This window comes from Microtetraspora sp. NBRC 16547 (assembly GCF_030268965.1).
Taxonomy (GTDB): Bacteria; Actinomycetota; Actinomycetes; order Streptosporangiales; family Streptosporangiaceae; genus Microtetraspora.
Genome location: NZ_BSSE01000002.1, coordinates 13,541 through 37,245 on the forward strand (window position 1 = coordinate 13,541; position 23,705 = coordinate 37,245).

Annotated in this window: 20 protein-coding genes; 9 read left to right on the forward strand and 11 right to left on the reverse strand. The window is 69.0% G+C overall.

Annotated elements, in window-relative coordinates; genetic code table 11:
• Positions 1–11 precede the first annotated feature (11 nt).
• On the forward strand, positions 12–1,085 hold the full coding sequence (locus tag QSK17_RS02800; protein ID WP_285702757.1) for a trypsin-like serine peptidase: 1,074 nt from the start codon (positions 12–14) through the stop codon (positions 1,083–1,085).
• A 246-nt stretch (positions 1,086–1,331) separates the two neighbouring features.
• Here QSK17_RS02800 and QSK17_RS02805 read toward each other — a convergent pair whose 3' ends face one another.
• From QSK17_RS02805 to QSK17_RS02820, 4 genes are read right to left on the reverse strand one after another with little or no spacing between them, the layout of a single operon-like run.
• Positions 1,332–2,660, reverse strand: a complete 1,329-nt coding sequence (locus tag QSK17_RS02805) for an FAS1-like dehydratase domain-containing protein (protein WP_285702758.1) — start codon at positions 2,658–2,660, stop codon at positions 1,332–1,334.
• Positions 2,660–3,829 (reverse strand): MaoC family dehydratase, encoded by a 1,170-nt coding sequence (locus QSK17_RS02810; RefSeq protein WP_285702759.1) that lies wholly within the window; start codon positions 3,827–3,829, stop codon positions 2,660–2,662. The genes QSK17_RS02805 and QSK17_RS02810 overlap by 1 nt, the downstream gene beginning before the upstream one ends.
• 46 nt (positions 3,830–3,875) lie before the next feature.
• Complete coding sequence (locus QSK17_RS02815; protein WP_285702760.1) at positions 3,876–5,231, reverse strand: AMP-binding protein; 1,356 nt, start codon at positions 5,229–5,231, stop codon at positions 3,876–3,878.
• The gene (locus tag QSK17_RS02820; protein ID WP_285702761.1) at positions 5,228–5,500 is read right to left on the reverse strand and encodes an acyl carrier protein; all 273 of its coding nucleotides are present in this window, start codon (positions 5,498–5,500) and stop codon (positions 5,228–5,230) included. Before QSK17_RS02820 ends, QSK17_RS02815 begins: the two co-directional genes overlap by 4 nt.
• 521 nt (positions 5,501–6,021) lie before the next feature.
• Here QSK17_RS02820 and QSK17_RS02825 point away from each other — a divergent pair.
• Positions 6,022–7,338, forward strand: a complete 1,317-nt coding sequence (locus tag QSK17_RS02825) for an MFS transporter (RefSeq protein WP_285702762.1) — start codon at positions 6,022–6,024, stop codon at positions 7,336–7,338.
• Positions 7,339–7,352: 14 nt separating this feature from the next.
• On the opposite strand, the gene QSK17_RS02830 is transcribed toward QSK17_RS02825, so the two are convergent.
• The 4 genes from QSK17_RS02830 to QSK17_RS02845 all read right to left on the reverse strand — a co-directional run bounded on the left by QSK17_RS02830 (position 7,353) and on the right by QSK17_RS02845 (position 10,064).
• Positions 7,353–8,612 (reverse strand): RNA polymerase sigma factor, encoded by a 1,260-nt coding sequence (locus QSK17_RS02830; RefSeq protein WP_285703246.1) that lies wholly within the window; start codon positions 8,610–8,612, stop codon positions 7,353–7,355.
• A gap of 3 nt (positions 8,613–8,615) precedes the next feature.
• Positions 8,616–9,011 carry a YciI family protein gene (locus QSK17_RS02835; protein WP_285702763.1) on the reverse strand — a complete coding sequence of 132 codons (396 nt, stop codon included), beginning with the start codon at positions 9,009–9,011 and terminating at the stop codon, positions 8,616–8,618.
• 119 nt (positions 9,012–9,130) lie between these two features.
• The gene (locus tag QSK17_RS02840) at positions 9,131–9,547 is read right to left on the reverse strand and encodes an ArsR/SmtB family transcription factor (RefSeq protein WP_285702764.1); all 417 of its coding nucleotides are present in this window, start codon (positions 9,545–9,547) and stop codon (positions 9,131–9,133) included.
• 1 nt (position 9,548) lies between these two features.
• Positions 9,549–10,064 carry a cupin domain-containing protein gene (locus QSK17_RS02845; RefSeq protein WP_285702765.1) on the reverse strand — a complete coding sequence of 172 codons (516 nt, stop codon included), beginning with the start codon at positions 10,062–10,064 and terminating at the stop codon, positions 9,549–9,551.
• A gap of 188 nt (positions 10,065–10,252) precedes the next feature.
• Between QSK17_RS02845 and QSK17_RS02850 the strand changes: the two genes are divergently transcribed.
• The 4 genes from QSK17_RS02850 (at position 10,253) to QSK17_RS02865 (ending at position 13,292) form a co-directional block, all read left to right on the forward strand.
• Entirely contained in the window at positions 10,253–11,533 is a 1,281-nt protein-coding gene (locus QSK17_RS02850; RefSeq protein WP_285702766.1) for an MFS transporter, read from the forward strand.
• Between the two features lie 257 nt (positions 11,534–11,790).
• The gene (locus QSK17_RS02855) at positions 11,791–12,138 is read left to right on the forward strand and encodes a type II toxin-antitoxin system RelE/ParE family toxin (protein ID WP_285702767.1); all 348 of its coding nucleotides are present in this window, start codon (positions 11,791–11,793) and stop codon (positions 12,136–12,138) included.
• Complete coding sequence (locus tag QSK17_RS02860; protein ID WP_285702768.1) at positions 12,135–12,473, forward strand: helix-turn-helix domain-containing protein; 339 nt, start codon at positions 12,135–12,137, stop codon at positions 12,471–12,473. The genes QSK17_RS02855 and QSK17_RS02860 overlap by 4 nt, the downstream gene beginning before the upstream one ends.
• Positions 12,474–12,749: 276 nt before the next feature.
• The gene (locus QSK17_RS02865; protein WP_285702770.1) at positions 12,750–13,292 is read left to right on the forward strand and encodes a nucleoside/nucleotide kinase family protein; all 543 of its coding nucleotides are present in this window, start codon (positions 12,750–12,752) and stop codon (positions 13,290–13,292) included.
• 95 nt (positions 13,293–13,387) lie between these two features.
• Here the strand turns inward: QSK17_RS02865 and QSK17_RS02870 are convergent, their stop codons facing one another.
• The 3 genes from QSK17_RS02870 to QSK17_RS02880 form a co-directional block, all read right to left on the reverse strand.
• On the reverse strand, positions 13,388–14,089 hold the full coding sequence (locus tag QSK17_RS02870) for an HAD family hydrolase (protein ID WP_285702771.1): 702 nt from the start codon (positions 14,087–14,089) through the stop codon (positions 13,388–13,390).
• 86 nt (positions 14,090–14,175) lie between these two features.
• Positions 14,176–14,469 carry a hypothetical protein gene (locus QSK17_RS02875; protein ID WP_285702772.1) on the reverse strand — a complete coding sequence of 98 codons (294 nt, stop codon included), beginning with the start codon at positions 14,467–14,469 and terminating at the stop codon, positions 14,176–14,178.
• Positions 14,470–14,547: 78 nt separating this feature from the next.
• Entirely contained in the window at positions 14,548–15,447 is a 900-nt protein-coding gene (locus tag QSK17_RS02880) for a carbohydrate kinase family protein (RefSeq protein ID WP_285702773.1), read from the reverse strand.
• 237 nt (positions 15,448–15,684) lie between these two features.
• Here QSK17_RS02880 and hrpA point away from each other — a divergent pair, with 237 nt between their 5' ends.
• From hrpA to QSK17_RS02895, 3 genes are all read left to right on the forward strand, one after another.
• Entirely contained in the window at positions 15,685–19,563 is a 3,879-nt protein-coding gene (hrpA, locus tag QSK17_RS02885; RefSeq protein WP_285702774.1) for an ATP-dependent RNA helicase HrpA, read from the forward strand.
• Positions 19,564–19,595: 32 nt separating this feature from the next.
• Positions 19,596–20,240, forward strand: a complete 645-nt coding sequence (locus QSK17_RS02890) for an HAD family hydrolase (RefSeq protein ID WP_285702775.1) — start codon at positions 19,596–19,598, stop codon at positions 20,238–20,240.
• 1,042 nt (positions 20,241–21,282) lie between these two features.
• Positions 21,283–23,454, forward strand: coding sequence for an HNH endonuclease signature motif containing protein (locus tag QSK17_RS02895; protein WP_285702776.1), 2,172 nt, complete (start codon positions 21,283–21,285; stop codon positions 23,452–23,454).
• The last annotated feature ends 251 nt before the right edge of the window (positions 23,455–23,705 follow it).

Genomic DNA, 23,705 nt, shown 5'->3' on the forward strand with positions numbered 1-23,705 from the left:
AGGGAGCCCTCATGCACCCCCGGACCCGGCACCTGGCTCTCCCCCTGTGCGTCCTGGCCGCCGTCGGTCTTGCCGGCGGCTTGCCCGCCGCCGCCCCGGCGCAGGCCGCCGATGACGTCACCTACGTACCGCTCGCCGGTGCGGGTGCCTACGCACGCGGCATCGTCGACTACTGGGTGAAGAACAGCGCGGCCAACCTCATCAAGGCAACGCCGTACAAGCCCACGGTCACCGTCAGGCCATCCACCGGCAGTGAGCCGACTCCTGACGGTCCTCCCGGGCTGGTAGGGGAAAACATCACGCCGAAATCGCCGCAGAACACCAGGAATCCTCCCAGGAGCGTGGGAAAGGTGTTCTTCCTCGATATCGACGGCAACCCGCGCTGGTGCAATGCCACGGCGATGCTGTCGCAGTACAAGAACGTCGTCGCCACGGCCGGGCACTGCGTGTACGAGCCCACGAGCCAGACGTACCACTCCTACTGGGTGTTCATCCCCTGCTATTACGAGGGCAAGGCCCCGTTGGGCATCTATGTCGGCAAGCATGGGTACGCCCACAGCGACTTCAACTCCCGCCGGGACAGCCGCCGCGACTACTCGTTCGTCACCGTCCACAACGGTGTCGACAGCAACCTCAGCGACGTCGGCCGCCTCGGCGACAACGCCGGCGGCCAGGGCCTGGCCTACAACCAGAAGGTCGGCGACAACGTCCGGGTGTTCGGCTATGCGAGCGGACCGCTTCCCGGCGGAGACCTCACCGGAAAGACTCTGAAGTGGACCTACGGTCCGAGTTTCGGCGTGGTCGCCTTGGACTGGGAAAAAGACCGCTGGGGAATCCCGAGCATTCTCAGGGCCAAGAAGTTGGTCGGTGTCAGTTCCGACCTCCCAGGCGGGGGCCTCTCGGGGGCGGCGTGGCTGCTCGACTACAACTCCGGGATCCGCACCGGCTATCTGAACGGCCTGACCGTCGGGGTTTTCGACACCGACGGCGACCACTGGACCGACACCGTCGCTTCGTCCTACTTCGACAGCGCGACGTATCGGGTCTACCAGGCCGCGGCCGCCCTCCAGTCCGGCGCCATCTGAGTCGGCCCGAATGCGGCCGGGCGGGAGCCGTCCCCTGGCAGCCGAATCGTCGGAAATATAGAGAAATCTTCGTCAATATGGAGCACCAGGACTCCTGGTTCTCCATATTGGTGGGCTCGGGGGCGGGCGCGGCAGGAAGGGTGCGGGTATGCGAACTTCCCATGGCCTACCGCAATCGTGAATGTCTCCGCACCCGGGGCTGGCCCTCTCCTGCGTGGGCTTGATCGGCACCGCCGGCAAGGCGACTTAGAACCATCCAGCCCGACGGTGCACGTCGAACGGCACGTACTCCGGGCGGTCGGCATGGGGAACCGGCAGGACCGGCTGGCCCATGGCCGCCGACGGCAGAAATACGGTCGCGTAACCGAGGCAGTGGACCTCGTCGCGCTGGTTGAGGCCGACGATCTCGATGGCCACCGCCGCGTATGACACGGTCCGCCCCGCTGTATCCGTCTTCTCCGCGACGTACTTGCGGATCACCTTCCCCTTATAGATCGCCGCGTCGCCGTAGAAGATCGGCCTGCGCATGGTGGTGTACATGCGGTGCACGAACGCGTTGTCGCCCGCCCAGTTGGTGAGCAGCCGGATCGGTGCCTGCGCGCGCTGGATGCCGAAGTCGAAGGGCAGCGGCTGGCACCGATAGGGCGCGAGATGCCTGTCCTCGTGCTCGTCGTAGGGGGTGTAGGGCCATCCGGTCACGGGATGGGTCCGGGCGAAGGCCGGGTTCTGGCGAGACCGCCGGTAGGCAGGCCGGAACGCACGCACCAGGCGCGTGCCGTCCAAGGCGGCGAGGAGCCCATGGTCCAGCGACTGATAGGTCAACGCGTCGCGGATGCTGTACGGGGGCTGCACGATGTTCGGCAGCTCGTCGCCCTCGTCGACCTCCTCCCAGGACAAGACGCGAGCACCACGGCGCTGCTCCTTCTCAAGCGCCTCGCTGAGTTTCTCGATCTCAGCGGATGAGTAGTGATGGGGCTCGCGGTTGTAGAGCATCCGCTCGCCCAACCGCTCGACCGGCATCACGCGGGTCCCACCCATCTGCTCCACCGGCAGATGGATGAGGCGTCCGTAGGCCTTCGCTTTCAGCGCACCGCAGTTGGTCCAGTAGAAGTTCTCGGAATGATGGAAGATGACCTTCCCCTGCCGTCCACGGGTGACGACGAGCTCGCGGGGGATCTTCGACGAGGTGAAACGCATTCCGGGACGCAGCACGTCGTAGAACTCCCATGCCACCCCCGACAGGAAGTTCGCCACGGGATACCCTTGCGGTCGCTGCACACCATGGTCGGCCGGAAAACGGACGTGGATGAGGATGGTCGGAGGGGCGACCTGACTGCCCAGCCAGGACCGTTCCCCATAGGCCGGATCCGTGTAGAGCGGGTTGTCCTCGCCGATGGCGTAGGCGTACCGCCGGATCAGATCCTCTGTCAAGATCAGCGCGCTGGGCACAGGGATGACGTTGGGATCCAAGGGCGGCGCGGGATGCGGCGGCGGGCGGTCCTCAGGGCTTTCCTTGTGGAGGAGTTGCCTGCTTCGCTCGATGAACTCTGCCAGGGCTTCGTCGAACGTCTGCATCAGTTCTCCAGCGGTACATCGCAGGTCAGTCCTCCCCGTATGGGGAGCCTGACCGGCTTTCCATGGTCCGGCAAGAACACGACGGCGTAAGCCTCCACGACGGGCTCGCGGAGCTGGTTCCTTCCCACCACCCGGAGAGTGATCGCGTGGTAACGGGTCCTCGCCTCATCGGTCGCTGTGTGGCGGTCGATGACCGCTCCGGTCAGCCGCAGAGCATCGCCATAGCGGAAGGGCTGAATGATGCGCACGCTCAACTGCCGCAGGAACGCGTCGTCACCCATCCAGTGCGTCACATGCTGGCCGGCGAGCGTGAACAGCAGACCTCCGGGCGCGCTGGGCCCGGAGGGGGCCGTGGCCGCCGAATCCAGCGAGGTCTCGGCCCTGTCCCAGGCCGGCCACCCGGTGACCGGATTCGTCGTCCGCCGTCCTTTGAGCTCGGCCAGCCGAGCGTGGTGCAGGTTGCCGGCTCGTACCGGGCGGCCCTCGGCGAAGACCCACAGCTCGAGGTCGGCCAGCGTCAGCGGACCCTTCAAGAGGGTCGGTGTCGTGTCCCCCACGGCGACGTCGCTCCAAAAGCGCGGGACCGCGCCACGGGAGGGCTGTTCGGTGTCCAACTCCCGCACCATTTGCTCGACGTCGGCGGGCTCGTACCGGTGGATCGAGCGGTGCGGGAACATCGAAGGGTCCTCGTCGAGCGGGGCAACCTCAACCTCCGCCCAGCCGCGCGCGAACCCTACTCCGTTGCGCTGGTATTCGACGGTGGAGCGGACGCAGGCCCGGGCCCGGTCGGCCGCGGCGAGGCGTCGGCTTACATCGCTCACGCAGACGCGCCCGGCGAGGGCGTCACCCAGCCGGACGGTGTCGTCCCAGCTGAGGTGCAACGAGCTCAGCGTGCCGGTCAGCCGGTGCTCCGTCAGGTCGAGCACCCCGGTCGAGGCGGGCGCGCGGACCGCCAGGACGAACGTCGGGGGCGCGAGCATCGTGTGGTGGACCGAGCCCGCGCCGTACTGCACATCGAGGTAAAGCGGGTTGTCATCACCCGACGCGTCGACGAACCGGCTGACATTGATCCAACTTGCCACGTCGACACCCGGTTCGACGTCGGGGGCCACGCAGCCGATGACCCTTCTGCTCGACTGGATCAGTCGCTCGATCTCGTCGTGTTCCACAGTGTCGTCCTGCCCCACAGCAGAGGCACCGACGCGGATACCGGTATCAGTCATCACTGGTCGCCAGTTCGTCCGCAAGCCTTCCATAGTCGGTCTTGCCGGTGCTGGTCAGCGGGAGCCGATCGACGTCGAGGACGCGGATGAAACGGGTCGGTATGCCGATGAGCTCGCCCGCGTGCCGCGACAGCTCACGCCTCGACGTCGTCGCGTCACCAGCCGCCCGCGCCAGGACCAGCCGCCCCGACAGTTCCAGGGCGGCCACCCGGCCATGTGCCACCAACAGCACCTCCAGCTCGTCGAGGTTCACGCGCTGACCGCTCAGTTTCGCCATGCGGCGCTTACGGCCGACAATCGAGTAGAAACCCTCGTCGTCGACGCTGGCGAGGTCACCCGTCGCGAGCCGGCCGCGGTTGACGTCGCCGGAGGCGAGATCCGCTCGCCGTCGCGCGTACCCCAGCATGACGTTGGGTCCCTCATAGAGCAGTTCCCCGTCGTCGGCGAGCGACAGGCGGCCACGGGGAACCGGCACGCCCACGCGGTCCGGCTTGTCCAGCACCCGGTCGGGCGGTACATACGCGATCCGCGCGGTCGCCTCGGTCTGGCCGTACATCACGACGAGCCGTCCGCCCCGTTCGATCATGTGATGTCCGAAGCGGAGCACCGTCTCAGGCTCCATCCGGCCGCCGGCCTGGCTCAGGGTCCGCAGGTCCGGCAGGGTGGTGTCCTCGAAGCCGACCCGGGTGAGGATCGCGTAGGTGTAGGGCACACCGGCCAAGGAGGTGCACGCGTTGTCCCTCATGGCCTCCCAGAACCGTGGCCGCACGAGGCTGGCACCAGGGAACACCACGGACGCCCCGGCGAACAGGTGGGAATTGAGGACCGAAAGCCCGTAGGAGTAATGCAACGGAAGGGCTTGCACAGCCCGTTCGTCACCGTCGATGTCGAGGATCCGGACGATCTGTGCGGCATTGGCATCGATGTTGTGCCGGCTCAGCCTCACGTACTTTGGGCTGCCCGTGCTTCCTGACGTGCTGAGGAGGACCGCCAGCTCATCGTCTATGGGCCCGTCCGACATATGGAGCCGTTCGCAGCGGTCGCCGTCCAGCAGGAACTCGACCTGGTAGAGATCCAGGAGGCGGGCGATCGCGGCCCTGTCAGCGGCGCCGTCGACCATCATGACCGCGTGGCCGGCCGCCATCGCGCCGAGATAGGCGATGGCTGACTGCGCGTCCGGACGACACAGGCAGGCCACCAGGGACTTACGTCGGCTGGGGATGGCCGCGGCTCGCCGGAGGACGTCGGCCGCGAGCTCGGCGTAGGTCCAGCTCCGGTCGGCCCGCCTATCCACGATGGCCGTACCAGACGGTGGCCGGTCCAACCACCCCAGAAGCGCTGGTCTCATGAGCCGGCGCGATCCTTTGACCTCAGGACGGCGGCAGCGGAGGCGTAACTGTCGATCTCCAGCACGTCCTTCTCCCCAAGCGATACCCCGAAGGTTTGCTCAAGAGTGATGACGAGCGACATGTGGCCCAGCGAATCCCAGTGTCGATGCTGCCCGAAGACCAACGTGGTCACGTCGGTTTCGGCAGGCAGATCCAGCCCCACCTTGAAGGCCTCGGACAACATCTGCTCGAAACTGGGCCCGTCCTGCGCGGAATTCAGCGACGACATTCCGGATCTCCGTTGTCCTAGCAGTCGAAATGCCTGGTGCCTTGAGCCGCCCAATTCGATGGATGGGTCCGTACGGTATGGCCGGTGGGACGCATCCGAAACGATCGTTGGTCTTGTCCCGTGATCACCTCTCCACCAGGTTAGTCAGGTACGTACTGGTTTCTCCCCCTCAGCGCGGGGGGCTGAACATCGGTTGGTCCGCCGCCGACTCGGGTGCGGGGCCGTCAGCTGCGCTGATGCTCCCGCCGGGGTGAACGCGCCGTTGCAGTAGCGGGCCGTACGTCGGCGCAGTTCCGCGAAGCGATCGCCAGGACGCAACTGGCGTGACGTCGCGTGGAGCGCGTGGCGAGCGGCGTCGAGCATGAGTCGCACCAGGTCCGAGGGGAAGGATCTGCTTAGGCTGTCGAGATCACTCGGTCAATCAGGCCATGACGGCAGAAAGCCGGTAATCGGGGACCGCCCGGTCTCCGGCCTCGCCTGGTAGCGAAGAGATGTTGTGAGGTCCGCGGGCCGGGCCGGGGGTGTGGATTCGCCGGGGGCCGAGGGGAAGACCTGCTGAGGGAGAACCGTTGGCCAGGGACGCGGCGGGGGAGCAGCCCCGACCACTTTGGAGGAACCGGAACTTCAACGTTTTTCTCAGCGTGCAGACCTTGTCCGTCGTGGGGGACTCCTTCTCCACTCTGGCGATGCCGCTGCTGGTTCTCCACGCGACGGGCTCCATCGTCCAGATGGGCCTGCTGACCGGCCTGGCGGGGGCCGCGTCGATCTTCACGGGGATCTTCGCCGGGGTGCTGGCCGACCGGGTGAACCGACGGGCCCTGCTGATCGCCTGCGACCTTGTCCGGGCGCTTGTCTACGCGCTCATCCCGCTCGTCTGGCTCTTCTCTCCGCAGATCTGGCTCCTCTACGTCGTCGTACCGATTGGCGCCGCCCTTGGAATGGTTTTCCAGGTCGCATACGTCACCGTCGTGCCCGGCCTCGTCGACGAGGGCCAGATCATGAAGGCCAACAGCCGTCTCTATGGGACGTACTCCATCGCGAGCATCATGGGACCCGTGCTCGCCGGTCTCGTCTCGGCGATGTACGGCCCATCCGCCGCGATCGCGGCGGACGCGGGAAGCTTCGCCGTGTCCGCCGCCGGCCTGTGTTTCGTCCGCCCGCGGTTGCGGAGCGCCACCGCCGTCGGGGATGCGTCGCCGCCCATATCGCAGGCGGGCTGGAAGGACGTCCTGGTGGGCGCGCGGTTCCTCTGGGGGCATCCGGCGCTGCGGTCGCTGACGGTCCTCCTGTCGTTCCTGACATTCCTCACCCTCGGCCTGACCGACCTGATCATCTTCCACCTGAAGCACGATCTCGGGCAGCCCGACAGTGCGGCCGGATACGTGCTGGCGTCCGCCGCGGTCGGGTCGATGGCCGCCGCCGTCTTCGCGGGTTTCGCACGCCGGTCCCTCGGATTCGGCGCCTGCTGGATCGGGTCGTACGCGCTGTGCGGTGTCGCCATCTCGTTCATCGGCCTGTCCGCGAACGTTCCCACGGTGGCGGTGCTGGCGACCGTCTTCCTCTTCTGCAGGGGCACCGCCGGGATCTGCTCCATGTCACTGAGGCAGGAGGTGACCCCGGATCGCCTGCTGGGACGTGTCACCTCGGCGTTCTGGACCATCCACGCGGCCCTCGGCCCGATCGGCGCGGCCTTGCTGACCTGGGGGGCTGCCCGTTTCGGTGTCGCGGTCGTCTGCCTGGCGGCCGGGATCACCTGCCTGGCGATCGCCCTGTGCGCGACCTTGACCCCCATCCGCCACCCGCGCCCCGAGCTCCTGCCCGCCGAGGCCAGGAAGTAGGCCAGACCCAAGCATTAGACCCTGCCGGAGGCATCGCGGGCGAGGTGGGCGGCGCGGGTGGTGAGGTAGTCGCGTTCGGGGATGCTGGTCGTCCGGCTCGCCGCTCTGCGGTAGTCGTCGATCGCCGCCTGGCGGTCGCCGGCCATCTCCAGCAGGTGGGCCCGGGCGGCGTAGAAGCGGTGGTTTCCGGCGAGGCGGCCGTCGGCGTCGAGCGCCTTGAGCATCGCGAGGCCGGTCGCGGCGCCGTGCACCATGGCGGCGGCGACGGCGCGGTTGAGTGTGACCACGGGGTTGTCGGTCATCCGCTCCAGCAGGCCGTACAGCGCCAGGATCTGCGGCCAGTCGGTCTCCTCGGCCGTCGTCGCCTCGTCGTGGAGGGCGGCGATCGCCGCCTGGAGCTGGTACGGCCCGACGGAGCCCTTGGCGAGGGTGCAGGTGATGAGCGCGACGCCGTCGGCGATGGCCCGTCCGTCCCACAGGCTCCGGTCCTGTTCGGCGAGCGGGACCGGAGTGCCCCTGGCGTCGATCCGCGCGGGCCGCCTGGCGTCGGTGAGCAGCATCAGGGCGAGTAGGCCGGCCACCTCGCAGTCGTCCGGAAGCAGGCGGTGGGCCATCCGGGTCAGCCGGACCGCTTCGCGGGACAGCTCCACGCGGTGCAGGCCGGGGCCGACGCTGCTGGCGTAGCCCTCGTTGAAGATGAGGTACAGCACGTGCAGCACCGAGCCGAGCCGCGTCGCCCGCTCGTGGGGATCCGGCATCCGGAACGGGACGCCGGACGCCTTGATGCGCTGTTTGGCCCGGCTGATCCGCTGCGCCATCGTCGCCTCGGGCACCATGAACGCCTTGGCGATCTCGGCCGTGGTGAGGCCGCCCACGGACCGAAGGGTGAGCGCGATCGCCGATGCCGAGGTCAGCGCGGGATGGCAGCACAGGAACAACATGATCAGCGTGTCGTCCCGCTCCGCCTCGCGTGCGTCCTCGGCCGGCGGTGCCGTCCGCCGTTCCGGGGGCGCCTGAGCGGCCACGAGTTCCTCCCGGCGGCGCCGCGCCTGCTCGTTGCGCACCTGGTCGGTCAGCCGGCGCTGCGCGACCTGGATGAGCCAGCCTCGGGGGTTGCCGGGCACGCCTTGCCCGGGCCACTGGGCCACGGCGTCCAGCATCGACTCCTGCACCGCGTCCTCGGCGGCGTCGAAGTCCCCGAAACGGCGGGTGAGCACGCCGACGACCTGCGGCGCCAGTTCGCGCAGCAGGTCGTCGACGATCGGGTTATCCAGCGGTCACAGCTCCTCCGGCGGCCCGGACATCACCTGACGGACCTCGATCGGCATGTTCAGCGGCGTGCCTCCGGGCCCGGGCGCGGCCGAGATGTACGCGGCGAGCTCGACCGCCCGCTCCGGGCCCTCGCAGTCGACGATCCAGTAGCCGATCAGGAACTCCTTCGTCTCGGGGAACGGACCGTCCGTGATCACGGGGGCGCTGTCGCCGGCCCGCACGATCTTGGCCTGGTCCGGGCCCGCCAGCCCCTGGGCGTCCACGAACACGCCGTCCGCGACGAGCTTGTTGTTCGTGGTCTGCATGAACTCGATGTGGGCCTTGACGTCCTCCGGGGGCCAGGTGTGGATCGGCGGAAGGTCGGTCTGCTCGCTGAACTGCATCAGCAGCATGTATTTCATGGTCTCGCTCCTCACGTTCATCGACGCCTTCACCCACAGGTCGAAGCACGCTGTTCCATTCTCGACATCCCGCCGAGATTCCGGGAAAGAAAATTCGGATCGGCAGTGACCGGTCTCCGTCACTTCACGCGCCGTTGGCCGTACGGGCGGGTCAGAACGTTTCCGCGCCGGGGCGGGGCCGCCTCCAGGGAGTCGATGTGCTCCGACAGCGCGGTCCTGAGATCGGCGAGGCGCTCGTGCGCGAAGTCGCGCAACTGGCCGAGGAACAGCGGGACACGCTCGTCCGCCAGCCGGTAGTAGACGCGGGTCCCGGCCCTCCGGCTGGTCACGAGGTGCGCCGCGCGGAGCTGCTGGAGCTGGGCCGAGGTGTTCTTCAGCGCGATCCCCGCCTCCTCGGCCAGCTCCTCGACCGTGCGCTCCCGCTCGCCCAGGACGTCCAGCAGTCGCAGCCGCACGGGACTGGCGAACGCCTTCCCGATGCGGGCGAGCTGCTGATAGATCGGCTCCTCGGGGAATCCGGCCATGTCAGACGCCATGTCAGACCATGTACTGGTCGTGCCGGCGGTAGAGCTCAGTCCACTCCTCGGGGCTGAGCTGCCGCCCGGTGATCGCGATCTCGGCGAGCTCCTCGAAGTACGCCTCGCGCGGCGCTCCCGGTGTGAACAGCAGCAGCATCGAGGCGGGCTCGCCCGACTCGTTCCGGAACGCGTGCACCCCGCCCTCGGGGACGTAGAGGAAGTCGCCCGGCTTCCCCGCCACCCAGCGCTCGCCGTTGTACAGCCGGATGGTGCCGGACAGGACGTAGAAGGACTCGGTGATCGTCCGGTGGAAGTGCGGGCTGGGACCGGACGGCCCCGGCCCCATCTCCCATCGGTAGAGGCCGAAGTGCCCGTTGGTCGAGGCGCCAGTGCTCAGGTAGTGCACCTCGGTCCTCTTGTGCGGCCGCTCCTCGGTGGCCGCGCTGATCACCAGGTCCGGCGGCGCCGAGGCGGGCCGGAAGACTCCGCTGGCCTCGCCGGTCTCGCCCAGATACCGCGCCTCGGGATACGACATCGACAACTCCTCTCATGTTCTAACGATTTTTAGAATAGTGCCCGATCGAGGAGGCGTCCTCTCGTTCGGTTGGTGTTCCGGCGGAAGCCGTACGAGCTGGGTGACGTCTTCCGAGGCGCTGGGGTTCCAGGAGGTCGCGGCGGCGTGTCGGGGCGGCGGTCGCGTGGGCCGCCGCTCACCGTGTACCCATGGCTGCACGGTCCGGACGGATATCGCCGAACGGGATGGCGCATGACACGCGGCTGGTCATCACCGCGAGGGCGTTGCGTACGTTCGGTTACGGATGTACGAGCGTTCTACTGGCGGGGATGCTCGCCCAGGACGGCGACTCTCCATGGCAGACGGGGCTGCTGCTGGCCACCGCGTCGGCGGGCTCCGTGGCGTCCAGCCTGGCGCTCGGGCTGTTCGCCGACCGCTGGGGCCGGCGGCGCGCGTTGATCGTGTGCGGATGCCTGATGGCGGTCGCGGGTGTCGTCTTCGCCGTCAGCGAGTCCTTCCCGGCTCTGGTCGCGGCGGCCTTCGTCGGCACTATCTCGCCGTCGACCAACGACAACACCCCCTTCTCCGGGGTCGAGCAGTCGATACTCGCGCAGACGTGCGCGCCCGCCCGGCTCACCCGGATGTTCACCGTCTACAACGTGACGGCGCTCGCGGCGGGCGCGCTCGGCGGCCTGGCCGCCGCCGCGCTGGGGATGCAGCACGTCGTGTCCCCCGGCGACGCCGCGTTCGCGCTGTACGCGCTGCTGGCGGCCTCCACCGTGCTCCTGTTCCTGCGGCTCTCGCCCGCCGCCGAAGCCCACGCACCACTGGAAGCCGAGCCTGACACGGTTCCCGGAGACACGGTTCCCGGAGACGCGGTTCCCGAGGGCGTGGTTCCCGCGACCACGTCACGGCTGCCGCGTCGGATACGCCGGCTGGTGGGACTGTTCGCCGTCGATGCCTTCGCGGGAGGTCTCGTCGTGCAGGCGGTCCTCGCCTGGTGGTTCGCGCACCGCTTCGGCGCCACCACCGCGCAACTGGGCCTGATCTTCTTCGCCGCCAACCTGCTGCCCGCGCTCGCGCAGCTCGCCGCGCCCCTGCTGGCCGCCCGCCGCGGGCTGCTCGCCGCGATGCTGGTGCCGCACTTCGCGTCCAATGTGATCCTCGCCTGCGTCGCCTTCGCCCCCGGCCTCGGCAGTGCGGTCGTCCTGCTCCTGCTGCGGCAGAGCCTCTCGAAGATCGACGTACCGGCGCGTCAGGCGTTCATGGCGGTGATCGTACGGCCGAGCGAGCGGACGGTGGCCGCCAGCATGACCAGCATCGCCCGCAGTGTCGCGGTCTCCGTCAGCCCCCTCGTCGCGACCGCGTTGCTCGCCGGACCGCTCGGCCTCGCCGGTGCGCCCCTGCTCGTCGGCGCCGCGCTCGCCATCTGCTACGACGTAACGATCTGGCGCACGTACCGGTCGACCGCGCCGCTCGCCGACGCCTGATCGAGCGCCGCCTCCACGATCGGGTTACGCGCGCCGCCGGCGGTCTGCCAGGGGAATGCTCATGAAAGACGAGGTCGTCGAGGGGGCGACGTGGACGACGTCTTCTTCCTGCCTCGGCACCCGTACACCCGCGCCCTTGTCGCCGTCGTTCCCCGTCTCACCACCTGGTTCCTGTGACGCATCCAATACGAAGAGTTGCCAACCGCCCTCTTGGGTGGACATAAGAAATTTATTATGCTGACGTGAGTTGGCAGATAGTGATCGTTCCGGAGGTTCGTGACTGGCTTCACGAGTTGAGGAAGGTGGATCGGCAGACGCTCCTGTTGATCGCAGCCGCCTTGGATCGGGTCGCGCAGGAGGGTCCGGGGCTGGGGCGGCCGCTGGTCGACACCCTCGCGGGTTCTACCATCCGGAATCTCAAGGAGCTCAGACCCGGGTCGAGCGGACGTAGCGAAGTGCGGCTGATCTTCGCTTTCGACCCATGGCGTCAGGCCGTCTTCCTGGTCGCGGGGGACAAGTCCGCCGACTGGCATGGGTGGTACGACGTTGCGATCAAGACGGCGGAAGTGCGCTTCTCGCGGTATCTCAAGGAGAGGGAACTATGAGCGATCGGGCGGTGACCTGGGAGAAGTTGCGAGCCGAACTCATCCGTCCTGAAGACGAGCAGGAGATCGCCGAACGCGGCGACGAGTTGATGGCCCGCCAACGTGCCCACCAACTGGCGGAGGCGCGGCGAAGGCGTGGCCTGCGCCAAGAAGAGGTCGCTCAGGCGATGGGGGTGTCCCAGGCGCGTATCTCGCAGATCGAGAATGGGATGGTCAGTGAGGTGGCGACACTGGCGGCGTACGTGACGGCGCTCGGCGGCCAGCTCAAGATCGTGGCGGACTTCGGCGAGACCAGCATGGTGCTCGACACGCCCCGCGGGCGCCGTACGGGCTGAGGACGGACAGGGGCGCGCAACCGGCCGAAGACGCGGGACGGACGGTCCCGCACCAAGTGGATCGTCACCAACGGCCGGGTCTACCCGCCAGGGGAGTGGATCAGGATCTGGACCTCGAAGTGGTTCTGCGGGGCCTGACCACGCATCATGGGTCCCTGACGCGGGCCGTACGAGGGAAGTGACGCAGTGCGGGAGACCCAGGCACGAGGCATGGCCCCGGTACAGGGGACGACACCGGGCCGAGGCATTGTCCCCGGCGGGGGGACGGCGCCGGGCATGACCATGGACGCGCCCGGCATCGCCGCCTGGGCCGGCGGCCTTCCAGCCCGGGCCGGCGGCACACGCGTCCTGGCCATTGAGGGGCGGTCAGGAGCGGGCAAGTCCACGTTGGCCACGGTGCTCGCGGCCGGGCGGGACCTGCCCGTCGTCCGGATGGACGATCTCTATCCGGGATGGGACGGCCTGCTCGGCGGCATCGACGCGCTCGTGGAATGGGTCCTGCGGCCGCTCAGCCTGGGACGCCCCGCGCGCTGGCGGCGCTACGACTGGGCCGCGGGGAAGTACGCCGAATGGCGCGAGGAGCCCAGAACGGGGGCGCTCCTCGTCGAGGGCGTCGGCTGCGGCGCGAGGAGCGCCGCGCCGTTCCTGAGCGGCCTGATCTGGGTGGAGGCCCCCGACGACGTCCGCAGGTCCCGGGCCCTGACCCGGGACGGGGACCTCTACCTGCCCCACTGGACTCGCTGGGCGGACCAGGAGGAGCGTTTCTACGCCGCCGACGACGTCCGCGGCCGCGCCGACCTGACGATCGTCACCGGCTGAACGGGAGCCCACGCGGGCTCCCGTTCACCCCACGTTCTCGGCCTGAAGCACTCCCCGCACGGGCACGTGCATCGCTTGAGGTCGTGGGAAGGGCGTCACGGGTTCTGCCGTACGCCGAGCTCGTCGAGGCGGTTGAGCATGTCGGCCGGGTCGGCGTAGACCCGGAAGGCTCCGGCGCGCTCCAGCTCGTCCCTGCCGTACCCGCCGGACAGCAGGCCGATCCCGAGCGCCCCGGCGCGGCGTGCGGCGAGCAGGTCCCAGACGCTGTCCCCGACCACCATCGCCGAGCGGGGGTCGATGTCGAGCGCGGCGGCGCCGGCGAGGAAGAGGTCGGGGTCGGGCTTGGCCCGGCGCACCATGTCACGCGTGACCATGGGGGTGTCCTCCGGCAGCCGGAGCATGTCGAGCGCCCGCCGGGCGGTCTTGGCGTATCCGCTGGTCGCGATCGCCCACGGCACCCCGCGCTCGGTGAGCTCGGACAGCAGCTCGATCGCCCCCGGCAGCGGCTTCACCGAGTCCAGCTGCTCGGTGTAGGCGGCGGCGTGCGCGTGCTGCAGGTCGTCGATCTGCTCCTGGGTCAGGGACAGGCCGGTCTCACGCAGCAACGCGGTGACGAAGAGGCCGCCGCTCATGCCGATGCGCCGGTGGATCCGCCAGACCGACAGGTCGATGCCGATCCCGGCCAGCGCGGATCGCCACGCGATCACGTGCTGGTAGACACTGTCGATCAGAGTGCCGTCAAGGTCGAAGAGGAACGCCGGGCTGGCCGGATCGGGATAACCGAGGTCAGTGCTCACCGGCCCATTCTCGCCGGTAGCCCGCCAGGGGTCGTACCCGCGCCCGGGTACGGCGGAGTGGAACCGGGCGCGGAATGATCAGCCTGTCACACGCCCGCGCGTGTAGGGGTGCGCATGGCCTGCTGCTGCGCCTCCTGCCACTCGGACATCTCCTGCTGCCTCGTCTCGCGCATCTCCTCGATGCGGAGCGCGATCCCCATGCCGAAGAACGCGGGTGCCCACTCGCCGAGGAAGAGGCCCCAGTGGTCGGCCCGCTCCTGGCCCGCGGGTTCGTAGTTCCTCGACACGAACCACGACGCGGCGGCCAAGCCGATCGAGGCGAGTCCGGCCGTGTACATCATGCCGGAGCGCAGCCCCATCCTGTGGAGTGTGCTGATCATGTTCCCCCCTGGTGGTGGTTTGCCTTGTTAGCGCTACCCTTCGCAATGGCGTACAAACAGTGTGTAACGGACAAATGGTTAAATACCGGCGTCCACCTCGGCGCGTGCCGGCGGCGCCGCTCCCTCGCGCGTGCAGGTCAGCGCGGCGGCCCGGACCGCGTAGCGCAGGGATTCGGCGAGGGGCATGGCCCGGTCCATCGACGCGTGCAGGAACGCGCCGGTGAAGGCGTCTCCGGCCCCCACCGTGTCCACCACGCGTACGGCGACGCCGTCCGCCTCCACCGGGGGACCGTCGCCGCCCAGCGCCACGGCCCCGGCGGCGCCCCTGGTCACGAGCACGAGGTCCAGGCCGTGGTCGGCGAGCCACGCGCGGGCCGTGTCGAGCGGGTCGCGTTCGGGGTGGAGCCAGCGGAGGTCCTCCTCGCTCGCCTTGACGACGTGCGCCACCCGGAGCCACGCCTCCACCTGCTCCAGGTACGGCTCCCGCCCGGGGAGGACGGCCGGCCGCACGTTGACGTCGTAGACCACCGTGACCGCGTCCCTGTGTCCGGCCGCCCATGATCGCAGGACGGCGGCGCCCGGCCGTACGACCGCGGCGAGCGAGCCGACGTGCAGCGCGCGCGTGCCGGGCGGGAGCGACGCGGGCAGCTCGCCGGGAGTCCACTGCCAGTCGGCGGTGCGCTCCATGTAGAACCGGAAGTCGGCGGAGCCGTGCTCGTCGAGGTCCACCACGGCGAGGGTCGTCGGCTCGGCCGTCTCGACCGCGAGGCCGAGGTCGACTCCGTTCGCGGTCAGGTGGTCGCGCAGTCGCCATCCGAACCCGTCCCGCGACAGCCGGCACAGTAGGCGCGCGGGGGTGCCGAGGCGCGCGACAGCGACGGCCGTGTTCGCCGGGCCGCCTCCCGGAACGGCGCGCCAGGTGTTCTCGGCGCCCGCAGGGACGAGGTCGATGAGGGCCTCGCCGCACACGATGATCATTCTTCCTCCCGGTCGGTGCTGGTCGCCCCGGTCGGCTCCCCAGCCGTCCTCGCCTCGCAGTCTGGCAGCGGTCTGTCACTGTGGACCAATGGCCGGAATTCCTACCCGGACACCATAGATTTCGGCCCCGGAAGTGGCCGATCATGCCGCTGATCACGAGGTTGATCACGAGGTTGATCACGCCGGAGGTAATCCGGTGGCGGAGACGTACCCGCTCTTACCTATGCTTACGGCGGGATGAAAACTTCGCTCGCCGATCTCCAGGAAAGCCTGCCTGATCTGATGCTGCGCGACCAGCGCAGGCTCCGCCGGCGCATCGACGGCATGCGCAAGATACGGGACGGCAAGGCACGCCAGGCCGTGGCCGCCGAGATCGCCGCCGACATCGAGGCGGCCGAACTCCGGGTCGCGGCCAGGCGTGAGGCCGTACCCGTGATCAGCTATCCGCCGCAGCTCCCGGTCAGCCGGCGCAAGGACGACCTGCTCGAGGCCATCCGCGACAACCAGGTCGTCATCGTCGCGGGCGAGACCGGCTCCGGCAAGACCACCCAGCTCCCGAAGATCTGCCTGGAGCTGGGCCGCGGCGTGCACGGTCTGATCGGCCACACCCAGCCGCGGCGGATCGCGGCGCGCACCGTGGCGGAGCGCATCGCCGAAGAGCTGTCGATCCCCCTCGGTGACGCGGTCGGCTACAAGGTGCGCTTCACCGACCACTCCAGCGACGGCACTCTGGTCAAGCTGATGACCGACGGCATCCTGCTGGCGGAGATGCAGACCGACCCGCTGCTGCTGCGGTACGACACGCTCATCATCGACGAGGCGCACGAGCGCAGCCTCAACATCGACTTCATCCTCGGCTACATCAGGCAGTTGCTGCCGAAACGGCCGGACCTCAAGGTGATCATCACCTCCGCCACGATCGACCCCGAGCGGTTCGCGCGGCACTTCTCCTCGCCCGCCGGGGACGCGCCGATCGTCGAGGTCTCCGGCCGCACCTACCCCGTCGAGGTACGGCACCGCCCGATCGAGGAGGACGACGACCAGACCCAGGCCATCGTCAACGCCGTCGACGAGCTGTGCGCCGAGGGCCCGGGGGACATCCTCGTCTTCCTCAGCGGCGAACGGGAGATCCGGGACACCGCCGACGCGCTGAAGGGCCGCCCCGAGGAGGTCCTCCCGCTGTATGCCCGGCTGTCCGCGGCCGAGCAGCACCGGGTGTTCCAGCAGCACCGCGGCCGCCGGATCGTCCTCGCCACCAACGTCGCGGAGACCTCCCTCACGGTCCCCGGCATCAAGTACGTCATCGATCCCGGCACCGCGCGTATCTCCCGGTACAGCCACCGGCTCAAGGTGCAGCGGCTGCCCATCGAGCCCGTCTCCCAGGCGAGCGCCAACCAGCGCAAGGGACGCTGCGGCCGCACCTCCGACGGCATCTGCATCCGGCTCTACTCGGAGGAGGACTTCCTCAGCAGGCCCGAATTCACCGATCCGGAGATCCTCCGCACCAACCTGGCGTCGGTCATCCTCCAGATGACCTCGCTGGGCCTCGGCGACATCGCGGCCTTCCCCTTCGTCGAACCGCCGGACAGCCGGCAGATCAAGGACGGCGTCAACCTGCTGCACGAGCTCGGCGCCATGGACGCCAAGGGGCTCACCCCGGTCGGCCGCAAGATCGCGCAGCTTCCCGTGGACCCGCGGCTGGCCCGCATGGTCCTGGAGGCCGACAAGAACGGCTGCGTACGCGAGGTCATGATCATCACGGCCGCGCTGTCCATCCAGGACCCGCGCGAGCGCCCGGCGGACAAGCAGCAGGCGGCCGACGAGAAGCACCGCAGGTTCGCCGACAAGGAATCCGACTTCGTCACCTATCTGAACCTGTGGAACCACATCAAGGAGCAGCAGCGGGAGCTGTCCTCCAGCGCGTTCCGCCGGTTGTGCCGGACCGAGTTCCTCAACTACCTGCGTGTACGCGAGTGGCAGGACATCGACAGCCAGCTCCGCCAGGTCGCCAAGAACCTCGGCGTCGTCATCAACAGTGTCGACGCCGATCCCCAGCGGGTGCACGTCTCGCTGCTGTCCGGGCTGCTGTCCCACATCGGCGTCAAGGACGTCGAGTCGAAGGGAGCCCGGAAGCAGGACGGCCCACGCCGTCCCATCACCGAGTACATCGGCGCGAGGAACGCCCGCTTCGCGATCTTCCCGGGGTCGGCGCTGGCCAGGGCGCAGCCGCAGTGGGTCATGTCGGCCGAGCTGGTGGAGACCTCGCGGCTCTGGGCCCGGGTCAACGCCAAGATCGAGCCGGGCTGGATCGAGCCGCTCGCCCAGCACCTCGTCAAGCGCACTTACAGCGAGCCGCACTGGGAGAAGGACCAGGCGGCCGTCGTGGCCTTCGAGAAGGTCACGTTGTACGGCGTGCCGATCGTGACCGAGCGCAAGGTCAACTACGGCAGGATCGACCCCGAGCTGAGCCGCGAGCTGTTCATCCGGCACGCGCTCGTGGAAGGCGACTGGCGGACCCACCACAAGTTCTTCCACGAGAACCGCAAGCTGCTCCAGGAGGTGGAGCAGCTTGAGGAGAAGGCCCGCCGCCGCGACATCCTGGTCGACGACGAGACGCTGTTCGACTTCTACGACCAGCGGATCCCCACCGACGTCGTCTCCGGACGCCACTTCGACAGCTGGTGGAAGAAGACCGCCCCGGCCAAGCCCGACCTGCTGACGTTCTCGCCCGAGATGCTGGTCAACGAGAGCGCCGGCGTCAGCGCCCGGGACTACCCCGACGCCTGGCGGCAGAGCGGCCAGCGGATGCGTCTCACCTACCAGTTCGAACCGGGCACCGACGCCGACGGCGTCACCGTGCATGTGCCCCTCGCGGTGCTCAACCAGGTCGATCCGGCCGGGTTCGACTGGCAGATCCCGGGGCTGCGCGAGGACCTCGTCACCGCGCTGATCAGGTCGCTGCCCAAGCAGCTGCGCCGCAACTTCGTGCCCGCTCCCAACTACGCGAAGGCCGTACTCGAGGCGGTCTCCGCGAGGCAGGAGAGCGGGGCACCGGCGGACGCGCTGTTCGACGTCCTGGAGCGGGAGCTGCACCGGATGACCGGCGTCACGATCCCGCGCGACGCCTGGGCCCTCGACCAGGTGCCCGACCACCTGCGCATCACGTACCGCGTGATCGACGACAGGAAGCACGCGATCGCCGAGGACAAGGACCTCGACGGGCTCAAGCGGCGGCTCGCGCCGAAGCTCCGTGCGACCCTGTCCAAGGCGGCCGACGATCTCGAACGCACCGGCCTGCGCGAGTGGACCATCGGCACGCTGCCGCAGGTGTTCGAGCAGGGCAGGATGAAGGGCTACCCCGCGCTCGTCGACGAGAAGGACAGCGTCGCCGTCCGGATGTTCGAGACCCAGGCCGAACAGCGGCGCGCCATGTGGGCCGGCACCCGCCGCCTGCTGCTGCTGGGCTCGGTCAACCCGGCCAAGGCCATCCTGCGCGGGCTCACCACGGCACAGAAGCTGGCGCTCAGCCGCAGCCCGCACGGAGGCGCCGCCGAGCTGTTCGACGATTGCACGGCCTGCGCGGCCGACCGGCTGATCAGTCAGGCCGGCGGTCCCGCGTGGGACGCCGCCGGTTTCGCGCGGCTGCACGACCACGTGCGCGCCGGGCTGTACGACACCACCGAGGACGTCGTCGGCAAGGCGGAGCGCGTCCTGGCGACCTGGCACGCCGTGCAGAACTCCATCGCCGGCCCGGCGGACGCGGTCGCCGACATCAAGGAGCAGCTCGACGGGTTGATCCACCCGGGGTTCGTCACCACGACCGGGTACACCCGGCTGTCCGACCTGCACCGCTACCTGCGGGCGGTCGAGCGCCGCCTGCAGAAGCTACCGGACGACCCCTATCGCGACCGCGAGTGGATGCACCGCGTCCACGACGTCGAGGACGACTACCGCGACCTGCTCGACCGGCTGAAACCGGCCGAGCGGGACGCGCCGGCCGTACGCGAGATCCGGTGGATGATCGAGGAACTGCGGGTGAGTTTCTTCGCCCAGCAGCTCGGCACCCCGGCCCCGATCTCGGAGAAGCGCATCCGCAAGGCGATGGACCAACTGTGATGGAAGAACGTGGGGGAAGCGTGGAAGCGGCCGTGATCCGGTCACTGGTGTTCGACGTCGGCGAGACGCTGATCGACGAGACGCGGATCTGGTCCCGGTGGGCCGACCGGCTCGGGGTGCCGTGTCTGACGTTCATGGGCGTCCTCGGCGGGATGGCAGCGCTCGACCGCTCACACGCGGACGCGTTCCAGGTGATCCGCCCCGGCCTCGACCTCGACGCCGAGATCGAGGCATGGCGGCGGGACGACCCGTACAGCCTGCGCGAGAACTTCGACGGAGACGACCTGTACCCGGATGTGCGCGACAGCCTCGCGGTGCTCAGGTCCGCCGGATACGAGCTGATCATCGCGGGCAACCAGCCGAGCCAGGCGTACGACGCTCTGGTCGCCATGGATCTGCCCGTGGACGCCATCCACACCTCGGCCGCCTGGGAGGTCGAGAAGCCCGCTCCGGAGTTCTTCGCCAAGGTCGCCGCCGTGGCAGGCCGACGACCGGAGGAGATCCTCTACGTCGGCGACAGGCTCGACAACGATGTTCTCCCGGCCAAGCGGGCGGGGATGCGCACTGCACTGCTGCGCCGGGGCCCATGGGGCTACCTCCACGCGGCCCGGCCGGAGGCCGCCGAAGCCGGTGTGGTCGTCGATAGCCTTGCCGATCTTGTAGCCCATCTGGTCTGACGGTTCGTGACTCCGTGTCGCTCTGTGGTCGGCGCACGCGCCCTGGCGCGCGCCTTGGCGGCGACCGGCGTGGCCGCGCGGGCCCGTACGCGCGGCCAGCGCGGGCCTGCGGCGGTGCCGGGCCCCGCCGACGCTGGCAGCCGTGCGCTACCGGGGCCGTGCACTTACCGGGCGTGTCGCTTCCGGGGCCGTGCGCTTACCGGGCGTGTCGCTTCCGGGGCCGTGCGCTTACCGGGCGTGTCGCTTCCGGGGCTGAGCCGCATGCGCCATGCGGGGTGAGGCCGCCCGCAGACGGGTGATGTGAAGCGGCAGCCACACTGAGAGGCCGCTCAGGGTGCGGTTCGTTCTTCGATCGAGCGGCGAGCCTGGTCGGGCCTCAAATACCTGCGCCTTCCGCTCGCTGAACGCGCCACCCATCTCCGCCAGGCATTCGCGCGGCAGTGCTTTGGCGAGAGTGGACAGGATCGCGCTCTCCTCCTCGGCGTGGTGTGAGATCGCTCGCATCGGTTCCTGGAGCGGCGTGTCTTGCTCGCACGGCCACTCGTGGATCAGCCGCCTTGCCGTTGCCCTGGCGGTGCTGGGATCGGCGGAGTGGCCTGCGGGGGCCGATAGGAGGAGTCCGGGTAATTCCTGCTTCATCGCTCAAAAGTCAGCCTTTGCTCGGGTTAGAACCATCAATAGCGGGATGTCCAGTGAATTCTTTTCCAGCGAGCATGTGAGGATATGTGAGGGCATTTAAGTAAGTCGACGCTATGGCGGGAAATGTAACGCTTCGTGGCCTCGGTGGCGAGGTTCACTCGTGATCGCCTTCCTGTTGTGCGGTAGTCCCAAAATGGGCAATCTTCTCGATATTCTCATCGAATCTCCTGTGGAAAACCAATGAGAGTCGCCGCACTCTCGTGCGATAATTCGTGTAGGCGTTCGCATACTGGCTTGAGGGGGTGGCGTGAACCGGTCATTCGGGTCTTTCGAGTTCTCTACCAAAAAGCGGCCACACCGTTCTCGCACGGGGCCGTGCGACGACGAGTGGTGGACGAAGGTCATGGAGTCTGGAGCGGCCGCCCGTGCGTCACGCGACAGCTCGGCATTCGTTCTCGATGATGCATTCGACGGTCTTTTCGGCCACATTCCCGATAATGGCAACGTCGGTGCCTCCGGCATCACCAACGACGACCTCGATAGCGGTTCTCGTGCTGCCGGCGGCGGTGACGGTGACGGCGGCGTCGGGGCAGGCGTGGCGGGTGCCGGAACCGCCGACAGCATCGACGGCGGCGCCGCAGGCCCCGCTCGCGTAGGCGCAGGCGCGGGCGTGGCCGCCGGCCTGGGCGATGGCGGCCGTGACGGCGACCCGGACGCAGGACGAACACAGACGTCGCGGACACCGCGGGCGTCGTGGCCGTTGGTCGCCTCGATCCGGGAGTCGGCGTCCGCGCTGGCGGTGGCGACGGTTCCGGACTCGGCCGGGGTGTGTCTGGCCGAGGCGCAGGATCTGCTGTTCGCGCGGGATCGGTTGACCTCGGCGATCACGGCCCGGATCCGGCGGGTGCACGCGGCGGGTGAGGCCAGGACCCATGGGCACGCCTCGACCAGGACGTGGCTGCGGGGCGCGGCGGGGATGACGACGTCGGGTGCGGGCAGGCTGGTCGGGCTGGCGGTGGAGCTGGCCCGGCTGCCGGTGGTGCGTGAGCGGTTCGCCCAGGGGAGCCTGTCCGAGGGGCAGGTGACGGCGATCTGTGCCGCCACAGGCCGGTTGACCGACGAGCAGGCGGAGCTGGCCGAGCCGATCCTGGTCACGCTGGCGGATCAGGCGACCCCGGCGGAGGTGGCGCGGGCGGGTCGTTATCTGCACGAGGTGCTCAACCCCGACGGCGCCGAGGATGACGCGGAGGCCGATTACGAGCAGCGTTTCCTGCTGGTGCGGGAAAGCTCCACCGGCGGGCTGGAGGGCGAGTTCCGGCTGCCCCGTGAGGCGGGGGCCCGGTTGCGCGCGTTGTTGGACGCCTATGCCAAGCCTCGGGCGCAGGGTGATGACCGGCCGCTTCGGGTGCGTAACGCCGACACGTTGATCGCGTTCTTGGAGCAGCAGGTCAGCACCGAGCTTCTCGTGCTGGTGAACGCCGCTTCCCTGCCCGACGACCCTGAAACGACCACGCCAAGCCGCTCCCGGCCTGCCGGATCCCGCCCCAGCTCAGGCTCACGTACCGGCCACGCCGGAACCGGTGGTGACTCCAGCTCCGGCGACCTCCCGCCCGACGGCTTCCCCGGCTCCAGGTGCGGCACCTCCCAGCCAAGCCGCTCCCGGCCTGCCGGCCCCCGCCCCAGCTCACGCTCAGGCTCCGGCTCTAGCAGCTCACGGACCGGCGAAGCCGGGACTGGAGGTTCACAGTCAGAGGAACACCGGTCGGGCGAGTCTCAGGTGGCCACCCGCGGCTCTGACGTGCCCGACTCTGACCTGCCTGACTCTGGCGTGCCCGACTCTGGCGTGCCCGACTCTGACGAGTCCGAGGCGTGTGCACCAGGTTCGGGCCCCCACCGTGAGGCGCCGCGGGCGCGGCGATCGCCTCGCGAGTCAGCTGATGATGACCCGGCACCCGACCAAAGCCCATGCCGTGGGCCTCAGCCGCCTGAGGGCACGGAAGCGCCGTCCTCGGCCGGGCCGCACACCGGTGAGTCCGAGCGGGGTGGGCCTGCGCCGCATGAGCCGCCACCCGATACGACACCACTGATGGGAACACCGTCGGGCGAGCCGTCATGGGGTGAGCAGATAGCCGGATGGGCGTTGCCCGCCGGGCTGATGTCGGGCCGCAGGCTGCCCGGACTGCTGCTGTCCACCGGACAGTTCCTCCCCGTCTCCGACATCCACCGCCTGGCATCCACCTCCACCCTCACCCGGCTGGTCATGGACGCCGACAGCCAGATCCTGGACATGGGCCGCAAAGTCCGGCGCGCCACCAGAACACAGCGGCGGGCCATCCTCGCCCGCTACGCCACCTGCATGGTCGACGGCTGCCACCTGCCCGCCCACCTGTGCCAGATCGACCACATCGACAACTGGAGCGACGGCGGCGCCACCGACCTGGACAAGCTTGGACCCACCTGCCAGTTCCACAACCGCGACCGCTACCGGCACCCTGAGCGCTACCAGCTGTACCGCGCCGGAAAGGACCGCTGGGCCTTCGCCTACCTCGGCCCCCGCCCCACCACCGGTACCTGATCGGAACGCCGCACATGACCGGAACGCCGGTGCCTGACCACAAGATCTCCGGCACCAGCCGTGGGAGTTGCCGGGACCTGGCACGGTCGGCGCGCTGCCTGCCGTCAGAGCTGCGAGGTCGCACCTTGCGCATCAGGGCCGTGGGTCGCACCTTGCACATGAACCGGGAGTCGCGCCTTGCACATCAGGGCCGCGGTCGCACCGGTGCACTCAGAGCCGCCCGGCACCGTCCAGGGCGGTGAGCTCGCAAC